Here is a 17,492-nt window from a genome sequence, read left to right on the forward strand (position 1 = left end):
TGCGATTACCCAATAATAAACGGTTTGTTCTCTAGTTTATCTATTAAATCGTCTATATCAACATCATTTTTAACAAAAAATACCCTTCCACCGTCTTCTCCAGCATTCTTTAAGTTGGTTATTCTAAAGTATCCATCCTTTGTAGCTACGTATCCCGTTGTATAACTTTTATTGTCAGAGGTACATAATTCAGCAATAACTCCTAATTTTATAACCTTTGTAGCTACGGCTATTGCATCAACCGTCCTATCTGTTCCCAATTTATTTTTTAAGATTTTATTTTTAAGTTCCTTTGTTGCGGATATGTTCTTAACCCTTACTCCTCTTTCCTTATCTGGTTCCAATCGCTCTCCGTCCATATTTAAAATTGAAGCTCCCCTCATTCCTCCATTATCTATTATTTTAAATGCCTTATCTATCAGTTCATCAGGAATTTCCTCATTTTTCAATATGTTTTTTGCCTTTTCCCGTGCTTCCTCTTTATCCTTACATTCTATTGTTTTTATTGGTAAATGTTTAAAATACTTTATTTCATCATCATTTATTTCCTCTATTTTCAGATTTATAAAATCCGGAGCTCCGTTTTCATGAAACATAGCTCGCTTTACAAACTCATTTACAATAAATTCAACGTCTTCCTTATCTACAATGCTTTCAGCTCCAGATATATGTTTTCCTTTTTTTGAAGCTCTCATTTTTATACTGAACATTTGTAGTCACTCCGAAAAATATTGTGGTAATTCAATTTTACAATATTTTATTATCATATCCTACTTTATCTTTAGTTTTTATAGTCGTTCCACTAACTTCGGCACTGTATAGTATATACAAAAGGGCTAAAAATATACCTACTCAACTTCGTTGAGTAGGTATCTGGTTTTGGAATCCAAATCTCTCGACAAAAATTCTTCGAATTTTTGTGAGTCAGCAAATCTTCGATTTGCTTCGATTTTCTAAAAGGTTTGGAGATTAACTTTAATTTGTCATGATTAATCATTACACTAAAAACGCCTAATTTGTCATTATTTTTCATTAAAAACATTTGTCACGATTTATAATGAGCAAATAAGTATATATAGTTGTTTTTTAACAGTAATATACAAGAAGAAATAAGTTTACGGTGATATCATGAATCTCAAACTAAATAAATTACATGACCACCACTTTAAGGATGATGCATTTAGAGACTTTGAAGAAATTTCAAAAGATTTAAAAAGACCTTATAGGGGAAATAAGACCATTGAAGTACTTGCCTATGTTGTAGGTGCATTGACCATAGCTTCAATCTTGGTCTAATGAGTAAAAGGATTAAAAATTAAAAAGCGGCCAAGGTTGAGGTTATTATTCATCAATAGATTTTCCCATGTAAGGACCTATTTTTGTGTATCCTAACCTACGATAGTATTCTCGTACTCCGATACCGCTGTTGATTAAAATTCTGTTTTTGTCAAATTCATCTCGGGCTATTCTCTCGGCTTCACTTAATAGTAATCTGCCGTAACCTTTATGTTGCCATGTGAGCTCTTTTGTAGTACCTTTAATTTGTTGTTGCTGTCCACAGACATGTACCTGTCTAACCAGTGCTGTTTTATCGTCGATTTCTTTTCTAAATGGTTTATAAGGTATTCTTAATCTTAAATATCCAATTAATATATCGTTTTTAACGTCCTCATATGAAAGGAAGATATCGGTTCCACCATTTGCCTCGTAGTCTTCCCTACAGAGTTTTATATTTTCAATATCTGGGAATACTCCTTTTTTATATGCCACATGACCTACTTCCCTACATCTTATACACTTACACTTGATTCCCTTCTTCTCGAGGTTTTTATAAACAAGTTCTCCAAGATTGCTTTTTTTAACCCCTTCATCTATAACTGTTGCAGGGATATCCCTCTGAATTCTGGAAGTTCTAACCCACTTTGGCATTATGGATTTTGCGTATGTGATTAAATCAATAGCTTCTTCATCATTTATTGGTTTATATTCTCCTTTTTTCCAGAGCTCGTACATTTCAGTTCCTTCAATCACCAGACAAGGATATATTTTTATTAGATCTGGTTTAAAGTCTGGATTGTTGAAAATTTCATAGAACATTTTTTTGTCCATTTCTTCAGTTGTATTTGGCAAACCAGGGATTAAATGATATGAAACCTTTAAACCACTGTCTTTTAACAACTGGGTAGCTTTTGCTGTATCTTCAACAGAATGACCCCTTTTTACAAATTCCAAAACCTCATTATAGATACTTTGGACTCCGAGCTCTACCCTTGTAGTTCCCAACTTAAGCATTTGGTTTATTTCATTCTCCTTACAGTTATCAGGTCTTGTTTCTACAGTTAATGCAACACACCTATGTTTTCCTGTTTCATTTATCTTTTGAGCTTCCTCTAAAGTCTCAGAAATCTCCCCATTCATAGCATCAAGGCATCCCTTTATAAAAGAGTCTTGATAGGAAATATCCCTTGCAGGGAATGTTCCACCCATAATTATGAGCTCAATTTTATCTGTTAAATGCCCTACTTTTTCCAGTTGTTCAAGTCTTGCCTTTGTTTGAACGTAAGGGTCAAAATTATACATTAACCCCCTCATAGTTGCAGGTTCCTTTCCAGTGTAGCTCTGTGGAACGTCCCCAAAAACACTTTCTTTTCCGCCAGGACAGAATAGACACTTTCCATGGGGGCACTTTTCAGGGGATGTCATCACAGCTACAACTGCCACACCAGATAATGTTCTAATAGGTTTTTTTCTAAGTAGTGGGATCAATTCTTTTTCCTCTTCCTTAGTGGCATACTTCAATATATCGGAATTTGGTGGAAAACCGATATTTAAATCAAATTTCCTTAAACATTGGGCTTTAATATCTTCTACCCTTTGTTTTTTCCTTTTAGGATCTAAATTGTTTATCTTATCCTTTTCTTTTAACAACTTGTTTATAATACATCTTATAAATTTTTCATAATCATCCATAAAAATCACCTGACAGACACATATAAAATTGCGAAAAAAAATCCGTAATAACATAATGTTCATGAATAGCAACAGAAATATAATAATATTATTTAGTTATTAGTTAATTTTGAACCTAGTTTACTTCGAGTTTAAATTTGAATTATTGTTATTCAACGAAACTATATATTAAGTATAAAATTGTTAGATTTGTTATTTATGTTTATCCATGAATATATTTGATAGTATCATGATTTTGAGTTACAACTTATTAGTTGTTTGCGAATTTTATTAGGTGATTTCATGAGGGCATTTATAATTGGAAGGTGGCAACCGTTCCATAATGGACATATGAATATAATAAAAAAGATTTCAGAGGAAGTGGATGAAATAATAATAGGAATAGGTAGTGCTCAAAAAAGCCATACCTTAACAGACCCATTTACCGCAGGGGAAAGGATAATGATGATTACTAAAACCCTTGAGAAACTTGATCTTCAAAACGGAGCTCCGATTAATCATCATTACGTTATACCTATCAAAGATATAGAATTTAACGCTATATGGGTATCATATGTTGAAGCTTTAACCCCTCCTTTTGATATTGTATATACTGGAAACGCCCTTGTAAAAGAGCTCTTTGAGGAAAGGGGCTACCCCGTTAAAAAACCAAAAATGTATAACAGGAAAGAATACTCAGGGACCGAAATAAGAAAAAAAATGTTAAATGGAGAGTCTTGGGAGCATTTAGTCCCAAGTGAGGTTGTGGATGTTATTAATGAAATAAACGGTGTAGAAAGACTTAAAAGACTAAGTGAAAAGGACTATATTGGTTAGGATGGCAAAAGATATATTAAACACCATACCAAATATCACCATAACTTATAAATAATATGCAATATAATTCCAATAAGTCCATGATCTTAGGTATGTATGGTCGTACGTGTTAAAAAGATTAAAAACCCAACGGTTGGTTTTGTCTTAATTCCACACGACTGTAATCCTACGATCTCTTTGGGCTGGGAATCATCTATATCTTGAAAATCTAAAATGTCGAAAAGGTGAAAAAATGGCAAGATTACATTCAGGTAAAAGAGGTTCCTCCGGTTCAAAGAGACCTTTAAGAACGGAAGTTCCTACATGGGTCACTTTGACACCTGAGGAAATTGAAAACAAAATTGTAGAATTGGCAAAAGAAGGTAAAGACTCAGCAATTATTGGAATGATCTTAAGGGACACCTACGGAGTTCCAGATGTAAAATTAATCACTGGAAAAAGCATTACAAAAATAATGAAAGAAAACGACTTATACCCTGAAGTCCCTGAAGACTTGATCAACTTAATGAAAAAAGCTGTTAACTTAAGAAACCATCTTGAACAAAACCCAAGAGATATTCACTCAAGAAGAGGGTTACAATTAACCGAGTCAAAAATCAGAAGACTCGTAAAATACTACAGAAACACTGGTGTATTACCTGTTAAATGGAGATACACCCCTGAGAAAGCTAGGTTATTGGTAGAATAACCCCAATTTTGATTTTTGATGAAACTTTTTTTAAAAGTTTCATGCGGGATACACTCCTGAGAAAGCTAGATTGTTAGTAGAATAAATTTAATTATTTTCTTTTTTATTTGTTTTTTAAAAGTCATTAAAATAAAATTTATAGTACATTATTTCCAGAACTCATTATAGAACAGTTCAAAATCTTGGTTGTACTTTTTTCCGATTTTTAAAGCAATTTCTGCCTTTTGTAGTTCCTTTCCAAAATAAGCAGCATGATCTATTTTATTTATCAGTTTATGACTTATCGCAGTTTCATATATCTCCTTTGGAGCTCGCCCTTTAATCATCAGTTGAGGCTTTCCTCTTTTATAGTATGTGGCCACTATTAACTTATTTTCCCTATCAAGTTCGATTTTAAAGCTTCCCTCGTCTAAAACTTGCTTTTTATTTTCTTTTGCAGTTATCACAGGAATATTTTTATGGTTTTGATATGTTGTAATTTCTTCAAATTTTTTGTCCTTGTAGTTTATTAAATCAAAACCTAAGTCTTTAGGTAAAGAATTCCTTCTTTTTGCTAAAAACATCATTTTTGAAGCAATTTTTAATTCTTTTATGGAGTATTTACACTTTGAAGAAGCTTCAGGTGTAAAAAGTATGTTCCCTCCAATTTCTCCCCCAATCGCGGCAATTGTGGCATTTACACCATTGCTATCAACATCAAAAAGTTCTGTAACATTACCAATACCAAAAAACATTGGGATTTTATTCCGTTCTTTAAATTCTTTACATGCAATGATGCTCTCTGTAAAATTACAGTTATTGTTGTATATCGGTTCTAAAATAGGGTCTGCAACAACTTTTATATCGTTCTCCAGCAGCTTTTGTATGTTTTTTTCCAAATCAGTTATTTTTGTCTCTATTGTTTCAGGGACATGATTAAGTTTATAGTTTGTTGGAAGGACCACTGCTGCAGTATTACCCTCTTTTAGATGAGGTAGGAGCTCATCAACATTTCCAGCATCAACACTTAAAATCATGTCAACATCCAGATTTATGGCTTCTATCAATTCTTCGGTATTTAATGTATCAACACTTATAGGTTTGTCTGTGACATCTCTTGCAATTTTTATTATTCTTTTTAATTCATCTGCATGGTTTTCGTTGCTAATCATCCCCAAGTCTATCATATCTGCCCCGCTTTCGACATAATAATTTATCTTTCTTTCCAATTCCTTATCACTGAGCCAAGGCACATGTACAATCTCCCCTAAAACTCTCATTGGGTAGTCGTCACCAACTTTTAAGTTTCCGATTTTTATGTTGTTTTTGCCTTCAATTGGTTTTTCTTCTGCCTTTTTTATCTCTTCTTCAGCCTTTTGTTTTATAAATCTTATAATCTGATTATCTGCATATTCTTTTGTCGATAACTTTATTTTGTCGAGGTTGTTTATTAAAATCGGAATATCGGAAGCTTCCCGGGTAGATTTAAAACACTTAATTCCAGTTTCATCTTCAACCTTCTTTAAATCATGTCTAATTAATCCAGTAACCAAAACAAAATCATATATTTCATGTAGTTTTATATTGTTCTTTGATTCTATATTCTTAATTTCCCTTACTATCAAATTAGGAGTTAAAAAAGCAGCTATTGAAATGTCAGCCATATGAACATCTACATAGTTGTAATTCTTTACGGCACTTTTTACCTTTGAATAAGCCTGTTTTCCAGTTATTATTAGGATTTTCATAAATACACCCAACGTTAGTGCTATAATTTATATTATCCTTACCATTACCTTATACTAATATCCACACACTTATAATGTTTAATAAACAAATTATAGTGCCCGACATAACAAACTTAAATATATCCTTCAAAATATACCTACTCAACGAAGTTGAGTAGGTATCGGGTTTTGGAATCACCAACGAAGTTGGTGAGCTATGAAAACCGTTAGGTTTTCGTTCAATCAAAACCTTTTTCTAAAAGGTTTTGTCTTTAACTATAATTATGTGGTATTATGACGTTAAAACAAATATATGTTAACAAATTTAAAAAGCTAATCGAAAAAGAAAGAAAACATGAAATAGAGTTTCACAGGAATGAAATAAAAAAACTCGGAAGAAAAAGGGAAGATGTAGGTAGAGCTATTTTAAATTTAGATGGTAAAATAAAAGGGGAAATATTTGGGGAGTATATTGTAAGATACGGAAGGAGAGAGCCGTTTAAAAAATTAGATATTTCAACTGGAGATGTTGTCTTAATCAGCAAATACGACCCTCTTGCCAGTGATTTACTTGGAAACGTTGTAGAAGTTGGGAAAAACTACATAGATGTTTCACTTGAAAATATTCCAAAATGGGCGTTAAAAAACGTTAGAATTGACTTGTACATCAACGATATTACATTTAAAAGAATGGTAAAGGCATTGGATACCTTTGAAAAACTAGATACTAGACTTACCAACATAGTTTTAGGTATTGAAGAACCAAAATACACCAAAAGAGATATTTCAGTGAAATTTTTTGACGATAATTTAAATAAATACCAAAAGGAAGCTGTGAAAAATGCCTTAAAATCCTTTGATATATATTTAATACATGGACCTCCGGGAACAGGAAAAACAAGAACAATTTCTGAAGTTATACTACAGGAATGTAACAGAAAAAATAAAGTTCTTGCTACAGCGGATTCGAACATTGCAGTAGATAACATACTAACCAACTTATCAAAGTATGAAGACAGATTCAATATAGTTAGAATAGGTCACCCTACAAGAATATCAAAAGAGCTCATAAAGCACTCACTGTATCATAAAATAACAGAACATAAGGATTACAATAAAATTAAATCCCTAAAGGAAGAAATCAAAAAACTGGTAGAAAAAAGGAATAAGTTTAAAAAACCAAATCCAAAATGGAGAAGAGGACTAAGTGACGATGAAATAATTATTTTTTCCAAGTTGGATAGGGATATAAGAGGAGTGCCTAAGGAAATAATTAAAAAAATGGCGGAATGGATAAAAATCAATGAGAGAATAAGGCATTTGAGGGAGCTCCTAGAAAAAACCGAAAAAGAGATAGTAAACGATATTTTAACAAAAAGCGATATAATCGTAGCTACCAACTCCATGGCTGGAAGTGAGGTTTTAGAAGGTTTTAAATTCGATGTATGCGTTATAGACGAAGGTAGTCAGTCTATGGAACCTTCGTCGCTCATACCGATAGTTAAATCACAGAAGGTCATAATATCTGGAGATCATAAACAGCTTCCTCCTACAGTATTAAGTGAAGAGGAGGAACTTAAACAGACACTTTTCGAAAGGATGATCAATTTATATTCCGATTTTTCCAGCATCCTCCAGATTCAATACAGGATGAACGAAAAAATCATGAAGTTCTCAAATGAAATGTTCTATGAGAATAAACTAAAGCCTTACAAATCCGTAAGAAAGCATAATATTATGGATCTGATAAAGGATGTTGAAACAGATGAAGAAGATATTGATATAATAAACGAAGATCCAATTATTTTCATCGATGTTCGTGGTGAAGAAAAAAGGGACGACTTCAAATCCTACTACAACGAAGAAGAAGCCAAAAAAGTAGTTGAAGTAGTTTCCAAATTAAGAAAATACAATATTCCGGTCAGCGTGATTACACCCTACGATGCCCAGGTTAAATACCTATCTAAAATGTTAAAAGATGATGAAATAGAGGTTAAATCGGTTGATGGATTTCAGGGAAGGGAAGAAGATGCTATTGTGATTTCTTTTGTTAGAACTGAAAAATTCGGATTCCTAAAGGACTTAAGAAGATTAAATGTGGCTGTTACGAGAGCTAAAAGAAAGTTAATTGTAATAGGTTGTAGGGAGCTCCTTACTCAGGACAGCACCTATAACAAATTTTTGAAATACTGCAAAATCGTCTAATCGAAGCGACTAAAGGAAGTTAAAACTACGAATCCAGGGGGATCTTGTCTAATCATTGAAATACTTGCAAAAATTAAGAAATAAATTAATAACAAATAATTTTCACATATTCTTTTTCCAACCGAATAGTTTATATATATGAATATTGTACTTTGTTTGAAATTATTTAACCCTTATTTTTTATATTCATTAAAAATTTATAAAATTTAAATTGAGCAAAATCCCATGGATTAGTTGAATAATCATAGATTATCCAACTTCCTAATCTATGCAAACCAGGTTTGCTGAGGATTGCTCCTTACTACACTATGAAATACAGGAGGTGTCTATTTTTATGATCAAAAAAAGTCCTATTCACTCACCATTTGACGTCCCAAATACAGTATCACTTGTTGCAGGTACCGGAGATGCAGATATTGCATTAAACGCATTTGACATGGCTTTGTTAAAATCAGGTATTGGAAACTTAAACTTAATTAGAATTAGTAGTATTATGCCACCAAAAGCAGAAATTGTACCATTGCCAAAGATTCCAATGGGTTCCTTAGTTCCTACTGCTTACGGTTACCAAATAAGTGATGTAAAAGGGGAAACTATCGCAGCTTCAATTAGTATTGCTATTCCGAAAGATAAAGAACTCTGTGGATTAATTATGGAATATGAAGGCGTTTGCGGTAAAAAAGAAGCTGAAGAGACTGTTAGAGAGATGGCAAAAGAAGGATTTGAAATGAGAGGCTGGGAAATCGATAGAATTGAATCAATAGCTATAGAACACACTGTGGAAAAAGTAGGCTGTGCATTTGCTGCTGCTGCATTGTGGTACAAGTAACATCGCATATTATGCACATATAAATATATATTTAAATAAAACTTTCCACCATATATTTTGTGTACATATGGGGAATATGGCATGGTAACATGATGATAGTGCGTAATTTAAAACATACAACAAAAAATAACCATAAAGGAGGTGTAAATATTGGAATGTCTGGGAAAACACATAATCCTCGAGCTCTGGGGATGCAAAAGTCAGGCGTTGGATGACAGAGAAGGTATTGAAAAAATGCTTAAAGATGCAGTTGAGGCATGTGGGGCCACATTGATATGCGTAAAAACACACAAATTCTGTCCTCAAGGGGTTACAGGGGTAGCGGTGTTGGCTGAAAGTCATATCAGCATACATACCTGGCCAGAATTGGGATATGCAGCAATGGATGTTTTTACTTGCGGACAGCACGTAAATCCTGAAGAGACTATACCAACGATAAAAGCCTTTTTAGAACCAGAAAACATTGAGGTCATAGACATTAAAAGGGGAGTAATGGTTAAAAAGGAGGAATGCAAATGAAGTGCGAAATATGGTTTTCAGAATACCAAACAAAAAATCTAGCATTGTCTGCAAAGGTCAGGGATGTATTGTATTCAGGAAATTCAGAATATCAGGAAATTCAAATACTGGATACCTTAGAATACGGTAAAATACTAGTTTTAGATGGTACATACCAAACTACCGAAAGAGACGAATTTATATACCATGAATTAATATCTCATCCTGCCCTATTTACACATCCAAATCCAAAGAAAGTTTTGGTTATTGGAGGGGGAGACGGAGGTACAGTTAGAGAAGTCCTGAAACACGAAAGTGTAGAACATGTTGATTTTGTTGAATTAGACGAAAAAGTCGTTGAAGTATGTAAAAAATATCTTCCTACACTCAGCTGTGCAATAGACAATGAAAAAGTAAAAACAATGTTCACAGATGGAATTAAATACGTCGCTGAAACAGAGGAAAAATACGATGTTATTCTTGTTGACTGTCCAGATCCAGTAGGTCCTGCAGCAGGTTTGTTTGAAAGGGAATTCTACAAAAACCTATTTAATTGCTTAAATGATGATGGAATAATTGTTCAGCAAACTGAAAGTCCATTGTTCCACAAAGACTTAATACTCAAAATTAAAGGACACTTAAAAGAAGCAGGCTTTGAAATTATCAAACCATACGTTTGTTCAATACCTACCTACCCAAGCGGATTCTGGAGCTTCACAATGGCATCTAAGAAACACGACCCATTAACTGCAGACATGGAAAAAATCAAAGAAAAAGTTTCAAAAATGGAAACTAAATACTACGACGAGGAAGTCCATAGGGGAGTATTTTTAGCCACACCTAGATTTTTAAAAGAATAATTAAATAAAATCCTTCGGATTTATAGTTTCTCGAAGAATGAGAGAATTTAAAACGAAAGTTTTAAATCACTTCACTTCGTTCAGTGATTAAATAAAACAAACTTCTCTTTTTTATTATTTTTATTAGGTGATAAAATGTATTTTGAAGACTACTCCAAATTTATATGTGCCTATGAAACTTTTGAAAATGCAGATTTTGTAATTTTTGGAATCCCATTTGACGCCACTACGTCATATAGACCTGGAGCAAGATTTGGACCTGATGCAGTTAGAAAGGCATCATGGGGGCTGGAAACATATAGCCCTATTTTAAAAAAGGACCTGGTAAATTTAAAAATCTGTGATCTTTATGATTTAAGTATGGAAGGTTCCCAGGACCAAATAATTGAACGGGCTTTTAATGCATCTAAGAAGATAATGAGCTCAGGTAAAATACCTATAATGATAGGTGGGGACCACTCTACAACCTACCCGATAGTTAAAGCTGCCAAAGAAGTTTATAAAGATTTAGCAGTTATTCACTTCGATGCCCACTGTGATTTAAGGGAAGAGTATTTAGGTAATGAACATTCACATGCCAGTGTTATCAGGAGATGCTACGATTTAACAAAGGACATATACCAGTTTGGAATAAGAAGCGGAGACGAAGAGGAATGGGAGTTTGGGTGGAAAAACACAAACATATCTATGGAAATGCCTACAAAGGAAGATATAGAAAAAATAAAAGAGCTCGACAAACCAGTTTATGTTACAATAGATATTGATGTTTTAGACCCTGCATTTGCACCGGGAACTGGTACTCCAGAACCGTGCGGAGTTTCCTCAAAGGAATTAATTAACGCATTGTATCTTTTAAAGGATATTGGGGATAAAATTGTTGGTTTCGATGTTGTTGAAGTCTCTCCACATTACGATATGGGCAATATAACAGCAATTACCGCTGCTAAAATAATAAGGGAGTTAATTTTAACTATAAAACAATAATAAACTTTTTTCTACATCGTATGTTAATTTTTTATTAATTTTTTGAACTTTTATATGTTTGTCATTATGCATCTTTTTAATATTTTTACAACTTGATTGTCAAAATTTAAATATAACAATAAACATAAATTATGCACTAAGAGTTAGTTGGGTGATATTTTTGGTATCTGAAAATGTGAAAAAAGCCATTGAAGAAATTCAAACTCAAATAAAAAATGATAGCAAATATATTGAACTTGTAACCACTGTTGAATACCTTATCGAACTGGTGGACCCTAATAAAAAAGAAGTATTTAACAAAGCCTTAGAAGATGCGGAAAATATGGAAGATGTAATGGAGATATTGAAAGCATTAAAATTACAGCTCGGAGCTCAGGGGGCTAGGAAACTTCTTAAACTATAAATAAATTTAAATTATTTTGAATTATTTTATATGTATTTAGTTTTTAAGATCATATTACTTTATAAACACTCTCTATTTTAGAATTAGCTATTTATAGACAGTAAAATAACTCCCGAAACTATCAAAACTATCCCAAACATTTGAGAATAGGATAGTTGCTCTTTTAAAAATACTATTGCTAAAATTGCAGTTATTGCAGGACCTATTGATGATAATGGAACTATAACACTGGCTTTACCTTTATGAAGGCCATAGTACAGTAGTAGCGAACCTATTACAACCATTAATGCAGAAATTACACCATATACAAGTATTTTTCCATGTAATAACTGTAACCTTTCAGGCTCTTTTACCACAATATATACACATAATATTATACCTACTATGTTTACTATTATCCACTGTAAAAACGGGTCTTTGTCAGATACTATTTTTGCAAAAAATGTTCCTACACCATATAAAAATGCAATTATAAGCCCAATTATAATACTGGTTGTTATATCTATCACCTAAATAATAAAATAATAAATAAAAATAAAATAGCATTTTATTTATTTTTTAACCTATTGGATTCGAAAACCACTACAACGTGGTGGTTTCGTAAAGTTACATGTTTATGACTTTTGCATCCATGATATTATCAACCTTCTTTAAATCCTCTAAAACTTCTTCAGGTATCATATGGTCAACATCTAAAATCATGATGCTGTGTCCGCCAGGCTCTGTTCTACCAACTTGCATTCCAGCTATGTTTATACCGTGATCACCTAATATTATACCGACCTTACCAACCATTCCAGGCCTGTCTATATGTCTAATTATACATATTACCCCTTCTGGTTTGATATTTACGTTATATCCGTTTATTTCACGGAATACTGGATCATTATCTACTACAGTACCGACTATTGAAATTTCCTCTTTCTTTCCCTTTGCAATGATTTTTATGGCGCTTCCATAGTCACTTTCTGACATTGTGCCCTCTATAACCTTAATATTTCTGTTTTTTGCTATTGAAGGAGCGTTTACCAAATTAACCCCTGCAAGTAAAATTGGAGACAATATACCCATTAAGAATGTTCTTTTTATCATCTCTGTCTTCTCTTTTGCAAGCTCTCCCATGTATATTATTTCAACTCTTTCTATAGATTTATCAAGTAACTGTATTGCCATTGTACCCATTTTTTCTGCAAGTACCATATAAGGTCTCAGCTTGCTAATTTTTTCAGCTGGGAGAACTGGTAAATTTACCACGTTTTCTGCAGGTTCTCCTCTTAAAATTTTGAGAACTTGCTCTGCAACAATTGTACCTGCACTTTTCTGAGCCTCTTCTGTAGAAGCTCCTTGGTGAGGAGTTCCAATTACATTGTCAAGTGTCAACAATGGGTTTCCTTTTGGAGGTTCTTCTTCAAATACATCCAGTGCAGCAGCTCTTATTTTTCCATTTTTCAAAGCTTCGTAAAGTGGTTTTTCGTCGATTAATCCTCCCCTTGCACAGTTGACTATCACAGCATTCTTCTTCATTAAGTCTATCTGTTTTTTGCCGATCATGTGTTTTGTTTTTGGAGTTACTGGAACGTGAAGGGTTATGAAATCACTGCACTCGCATAATTCATCTACTTCCATTAACTTAATTCCTAAATCATTTGCCACATCCTCTGGAATGTATGGATCGTAAGCCACAATATTCATCCCAAATGCCTGAGCTCTCTTAGCCACTTGCTGACCAATTCTACCTAACCCAATGATACCAAGTGTTTTTCCGTAGAGCTCAAAACCTTTAAATGATTTTCTGTCCCATTCCCCTCTTTTCAGTGATGCGGTAGCTTGTGGTATGTTTCTAGCTGCTGAAAGCATTAAACCAAGTGTCAATTCAGCCACTGAAATTGATGATGCATCTGGAGCATTGACTACAACAATACCTTTTTCGGTGGCAGCTTCCATATCTACGTTATCCACACCTACTCCAGCTCTTGCAATAACTTTGAGCTTCTCTGAAGCTTCAATTATTTCTCGAGTAACTTTTGTTCCACTTCTAACAACCAAAGCATCTACGTCCTTGATTTTTTCTTTTAACTCTTCGGTAGTTAAACCGGTGGCTATTTCAACATCTCCTGCTTCTTTCAATATTTCCACAGCGTCATCATGTAAAGGGTCAGTTATAAGAATCTTTGGCATTAAATCACCTTCTGATAATTAACAAATTTAAAATAAAAATATACGTACGAATATCATGTTATGAATATCATGTACAACTATTGAATTTATATAATCTAATTATTTAAATAATTAATACATTATTAAACAATTACTACAATTATGGTCGTTTGCGGAATAAGGTTTCGTCTAATCGGAACCAGAGGTACAAGTAGTGAAATCGAAGATTTCACCCAATATTATAATGTAAACGACTTTCTATTATTAGCATAAATATGTTATTTCAATTGCAGAACAACTATACTCATTAATATAAAAACATGACGCGAACGGATAAATAATATAATGCCATATATTATAAAAAATATTTATGGTGGAACAGCATGTATGGAATTTTAGTTTTAGAAGATGGAACAGTTTTAAAAGGAAAAGGATTTGGTGCTGAAAAAGAAGTTTTGGGAGAATTGGTATTTAACACGAGTATGACTGGTTATGTTGAAATACTTACAGATCCGTCATATAAAGGGCAGATTGTTACCATGACTTACCCTTTGGAAGGGAACTACGGAGTTAAAGAAGACTGGTACGAATCAGAGGGTATCAAAGCAGAAGGTTTTGTTGTAAAAGATATTACAAGTAAGGATTTAGACGACTTTTTAAAGAAATACGATATCCCAGGAATAGCAGAAATTGACACCAGATTTATAACAAGAAAAATAAGATCAAAAGGTGTTGTTAGAGCCTTATTAAAAACATCATCAGAACCTATTGGTGATTCAGAAATAGAAGAATTCATAAAAAAGGCAAAATCCCACAAAGACTTATCAGAAATAGACCTAGTTCCTGAAGTTTCAACAAAAGAAGTTATAGTTCATGAAGTGGAAGGTGTAGAGGAAAAGGCGGTTTGTGTTTTAATAGACTGTGGAGTTAAAAAAAGCATAATTAAGTGTTTAACAGACAGAGGTTGTAAGGTCATACAGGTTCCTTACAACACCACAGAAGAAGAAATTTTAAAATATAATCCAGACTTTGTTTTAGTATCAAATGGTCCTGGAGATCCTATAAGAGTTAATGAAACAATAAATACCGTTAAATCATTAATTGGAAAGATTCCTGTAACTGGGATTTGTTTAGGGCATCAAATTATTACATTGGCATTAGGTGGAAAAACCTACAAACTTAAATTTGGCCATAGGGGAGGAAACCAGCCAGTTAAAGACTTAAAAACAGGTAAAGTTCATATAACTTCCCAAAACCATGGATTTGCAACAGAAAAAAGCATGATGCCTGAAAATGTTGAAATACTACATATAAACTTAAACGATAACACAGTAGAAGGAATCTGTAAATTTGAAGATGCAGAAAGTGGAAAAGTGGTGGCATGGAGTGTTCAGCACCACCCAGAAGCTGGACCTGGACCACATGACGCAAGATTTTTATTTGACCAAATCATTGAATTTGGACTAACTGGAAAATTATAACTTTTATATTTTTTGTTGCCATGCCAGAGGAAGGAATAATTTTAGAGACCTACACCATACTATCTATTTTAATCTTTAAGAGGTATTTTTATGGACCCGAGAATTAAAGAGGTTAGACTAAACGCTTCTATGAAGGCCCTTGATTCAATTTACAAAAAGGATTTAATCCCAGATCAAGTCTATGAAAATTTAAAAAAACTATTAGACTTACGGAAGCCTTTGGCTTTCGAATCCGGCCGGTTTAAAGAAAACGGTTTAGATGAGCTCTTAAACTTCTTAAGTAATACCGATGTTGAAAATGATAAACCGAAAGCTATCGTGGCTTTCAGTGGTGGTGTAGATAGTACCGCATCTGCAACAATTTCTAAAAAGATTTTTGATGTAACTGGAGTTACTGCCTTCTCAGACTATATTATGGTGGAGGAAAACAAAAAAAGGGTAAAAAATACTGCAGATGCTTTAAAAATAAAGCATGAATTTGTGGAGATAGACTTAAGTGAGATTTTTGAAGACGTTATAGCTGGAAAGTATCACCCATGTGGAAGATGCCACAGTGCAGTAGAACGATCAATTTTAGAGTATGCGGCGAATAACGATATTAAGTACATAATATACGGCGACATGCTCTCTGTCGGATACTTATCAATAGTTGCTGAGGAAAACGGCATAATAAGAATCAATATGCCTTCATTTTTAGTTTTAACAAAAAACGAAAGTAGGGAACTTTTAAGAAAAAGTGGAATTGAAATAAAACAATCCTATGGATGTAAATTACTTAAAAAATCACACAATCACAAACAGATGAGAAAATTTACAATCCAGAGAATCTTAAGGGAAGTCCGAGCTCAGGTTATTGATAAAGATGAAGGTTTGAGGAATATTTTAGAAGTGCTGAATTTATAAGTTCCTATCTTTTGCTGTTTCTGTTTCCTTCTTTTTTTTTGAAATATAACGGAATGTTTCCATCTTTGTTTAATCAAACAACGTAGTTGTTTGATTTCCAACCTTTAGAAAAGGTTGGATCCAAATAAAATAATGTTTTTCAAACTTATTCTTTTTTTAACATCCTTTTAACTTATATTTCCATCCTTGTTTAATCAAACAACGCAGTTGTTTGATTTTTTAATCGAAGTAAATCCTAAGGATTTACTGACTCACGAAACTGAAGGTTTCGTCGAGAATCCGTAGGGATTTTAAGATAATGGATGTGTCTTTCAGACTTGTGATTTACACGAATGTATAGATTGTGAATATTAGTTTCCATCCTTGTTTTAATGGATGTGTCTTTCAGACATAAAATATAATGGAGGTTGAGCGTAATGAAGAGTAGTTTCCATCCTTGTTTTAATGGATGTGTCTTTCAGACTCATTAATGGATGATTATGACACCGATACAACAGTTTCCATCCTTGTTTTAATGGATGTGTCTTTCAGACCTTTTTGAGGTGGTTTTATGGGCTTGATTGTTGAAGTGTTTCCATCCTTGTTTTAATGGATGTGTCTTTCAGACAATGCGAATATATGGAAATCCCAAGTCCGTTTCCAGGTTTCCATCCTTGTTTTAATGGATGTGTCTTTCAGACATATACAGGTGCAATATCTTCTGAAAATATTATTATGTTTCCATCCTTGTTTTAATGGATGTGTCTTTCAGACATTATTAGATGAAGCAATTTATTTAGATAGGTATGAGTTTCCATCCTTGTTTTAATGGATGAGTCTTTCAGACATATGGAAGAAATAAAAGAAATAAAAGATATTGGTTTCCATCCTTGTTTTAATGGATGTGTCTTTCAGACCCTATGCTTTCTACCTTTTTTTATGGTTTTACTAGTTTATATGTCTTTCTATTTTTAACCTATTTTTCTTACTGGTTGATTATCAAATAGCATATA

The 17,492-nt window shown here is 33.1% G+C and carries 16 protein-coding genes; 11 read left to right on the top strand and 5 right to left on the bottom strand.

Annotation, left to right across the window (positions count from 1 at the left end):
• Window positions 1-5: 5 nt before the first annotated feature.
• A complete protein-coding gene (locus F555_RS0102700; RefSeq protein ID WP_018153683.1) occupies window positions 6-710 on the bottom strand; it encodes a 6-carboxyhexanoate--CoA ligase in 705 nt (234 codons plus the stop codon).
• 418 nt (window positions 711-1,128) lie between these two features.
• Here F555_RS0102700 and F555_RS09415 point away from each other — a divergent pair, with 418 nt between their 5' ends.
• Complete coding sequence (locus F555_RS09415) at window positions 1,129-1,296, top strand: hypothetical protein (protein ID WP_018153684.1); 168 nt, start codon at window positions 1,129-1,131, stop codon at window positions 1,294-1,296.
• A gap of 45 nt (window positions 1,297-1,341) precedes the next feature.
• Here the strand turns inward: F555_RS09415 and F555_RS0102710 are convergent, their stop codons facing one another.
• Window positions 1,342-2,970 carry a tRNA uridine(34) 5-carboxymethylaminomethyl modification radical SAM/GNAT enzyme Elp3 gene (locus tag F555_RS0102710; RefSeq protein ID WP_018153685.1) on the bottom strand — a complete coding sequence of 543 codons (1,629 nt, stop codon included), beginning with the start codon at window positions 2,968-2,970 and terminating at the stop codon, window positions 1,342-1,344.
• Between the two features lie 282 nt (window positions 2,971-3,252).
• Between F555_RS0102710 and F555_RS0102715 the strand changes: the two genes are divergently transcribed.
• Both F555_RS0102715 and F555_RS0102720 read left to right on the top strand, forming a co-directional pair.
• Window positions 3,253-3,786: a nicotinamide-nucleotide adenylyltransferase gene (locus F555_RS0102715; RefSeq protein ID WP_018153686.1), complete on the top strand. Its 534-nt coding sequence runs from the start codon at window positions 3,253-3,255 to the stop codon at window positions 3,784-3,786.
• Window positions 3,787-4,018: 232 nt separating this feature from the next.
• Window positions 4,019-4,474 carry a 30S ribosomal protein S15 gene (locus F555_RS0102720; RefSeq protein ID WP_018153687.1) on the top strand — a complete coding sequence of 152 codons (456 nt, stop codon included), beginning with the start codon at window positions 4,019-4,021 and terminating at the stop codon, window positions 4,472-4,474.
• Window positions 4,475-4,620: 146 nt separating this feature from the next.
• On the opposite strand, the gene F555_RS0102725 is transcribed toward F555_RS0102720, so the two are convergent.
• Entirely contained in the window at window positions 4,621-6,201 is a 1,581-nt protein-coding gene (locus F555_RS0102725) for a dihydropteroate synthase-like protein (RefSeq protein WP_018153688.1), read from the bottom strand.
• Between the two features lie 273 nt (window positions 6,202-6,474).
• Here F555_RS0102725 and F555_RS0102730 point away from each other — a divergent pair, with 273 nt between their 5' ends.
• The 6 genes from F555_RS0102730 to F555_RS0102755 all read left to right on the top strand — a co-directional run bounded on the left by F555_RS0102730 (window position 6,475) and on the right by F555_RS0102755 (window position 11,959).
• Complete coding sequence (locus tag F555_RS0102730) at window positions 6,475-8,385, top strand: IGHMBP2 family helicase (protein ID WP_018153689.1); 1,911 nt, start codon at window positions 6,475-6,477, stop codon at window positions 8,383-8,385.
• 334 nt (window positions 8,386-8,719) lie between these two features.
• Window positions 8,720-9,214, top strand: a complete 495-nt coding sequence (locus F555_RS0102735; RefSeq protein WP_018153690.1) for a pyruvoyl-dependent arginine decarboxylase — start codon at window positions 8,720-8,722, stop codon at window positions 9,212-9,214.
• Window positions 9,215-9,364: 150 nt separating this feature from the next.
• Complete coding sequence (speD, locus tag F555_RS0102740) at window positions 9,365-9,733, top strand: adenosylmethionine decarboxylase (RefSeq protein WP_018153691.1); 369 nt, start codon at window positions 9,365-9,367, stop codon at window positions 9,731-9,733.
• On the top strand, window positions 9,730-10,572 hold the full coding sequence (gene speE, locus F555_RS0102745; RefSeq protein WP_018153692.1) for a spermidine synthase: 843 nt from the start codon (window positions 9,730-9,732) through the stop codon (window positions 10,570-10,572). The genes speD and speE overlap by 4 nt, the downstream gene beginning before the upstream one ends.
• Before the next feature lie 135 nt (window positions 10,573-10,707).
• Complete coding sequence (gene speB / locus F555_RS0102750) at window positions 10,708-11,556, top strand: agmatinase (RefSeq protein ID WP_018153693.1); 849 nt, start codon at window positions 10,708-10,710, stop codon at window positions 11,554-11,556.
• A 160-nt stretch (window positions 11,557-11,716) separates the two neighbouring features.
• Window positions 11,717-11,959, top strand: coding sequence for a hypothetical protein (locus F555_RS0102755; protein ID WP_018153694.1), 243 nt, complete (start codon window positions 11,717-11,719; stop codon window positions 11,957-11,959).
• Between the two features lie 83 nt (window positions 11,960-12,042).
• On the opposite strand, the gene F555_RS0102760 is transcribed toward F555_RS0102755, so the two are convergent.
• Together F555_RS0102760 and serA are read right to left on the bottom strand one after the other, a co-directional pair.
• On the bottom strand, window positions 12,043-12,459 hold the full coding sequence (locus F555_RS0102760) for an EamA family transporter (RefSeq protein WP_026182924.1): 417 nt from the start codon (window positions 12,457-12,459) through the stop codon (window positions 12,043-12,045).
• A 106-nt stretch (window positions 12,460-12,565) separates the two neighbouring features.
• Window positions 12,566-14,137 (bottom strand): phosphoglycerate dehydrogenase, encoded by a 1,572-nt coding sequence (gene serA, locus F555_RS0102765; RefSeq protein ID WP_018153696.1) that lies wholly within the window; start codon window positions 14,135-14,137, stop codon window positions 12,566-12,568.
• A gap of 362 nt (window positions 14,138-14,499) precedes the next feature.
• Here serA and carA point away from each other — a divergent pair, with 362 nt between their 5' ends.
• Window positions 14,500-15,597 carry a glutamine-hydrolyzing carbamoyl-phosphate synthase small subunit gene (gene carA, locus F555_RS0102770; protein WP_018153697.1) on the top strand — a complete coding sequence of 366 codons (1,098 nt, stop codon included), beginning with the start codon at window positions 14,500-14,502 and terminating at the stop codon, window positions 15,595-15,597.
• A 90-nt stretch (window positions 15,598-15,687) separates the two neighbouring features.
• Window positions 15,688-16,500: a DUF7411 family protein gene (locus tag F555_RS0102775; protein ID WP_018153698.1), complete on the top strand. Its 813-nt coding sequence runs from the start codon at window positions 15,688-15,690 to the stop codon at window positions 16,498-16,500.
• Window positions 16,501-17,492: the final 992 nt, after the last annotated feature.

The sequence above is a fragment of the Methanothermococcus thermolithotrophicus DSM 2095 genome (assembly GCF_000376965.1).
GTDB classification, from domain to species: domain Archaea; phylum AGJL01; class Methanococci; order Methanococcales; family Methanococcaceae; genus Methanothermococcus; species Methanothermococcus thermolithotrophicus.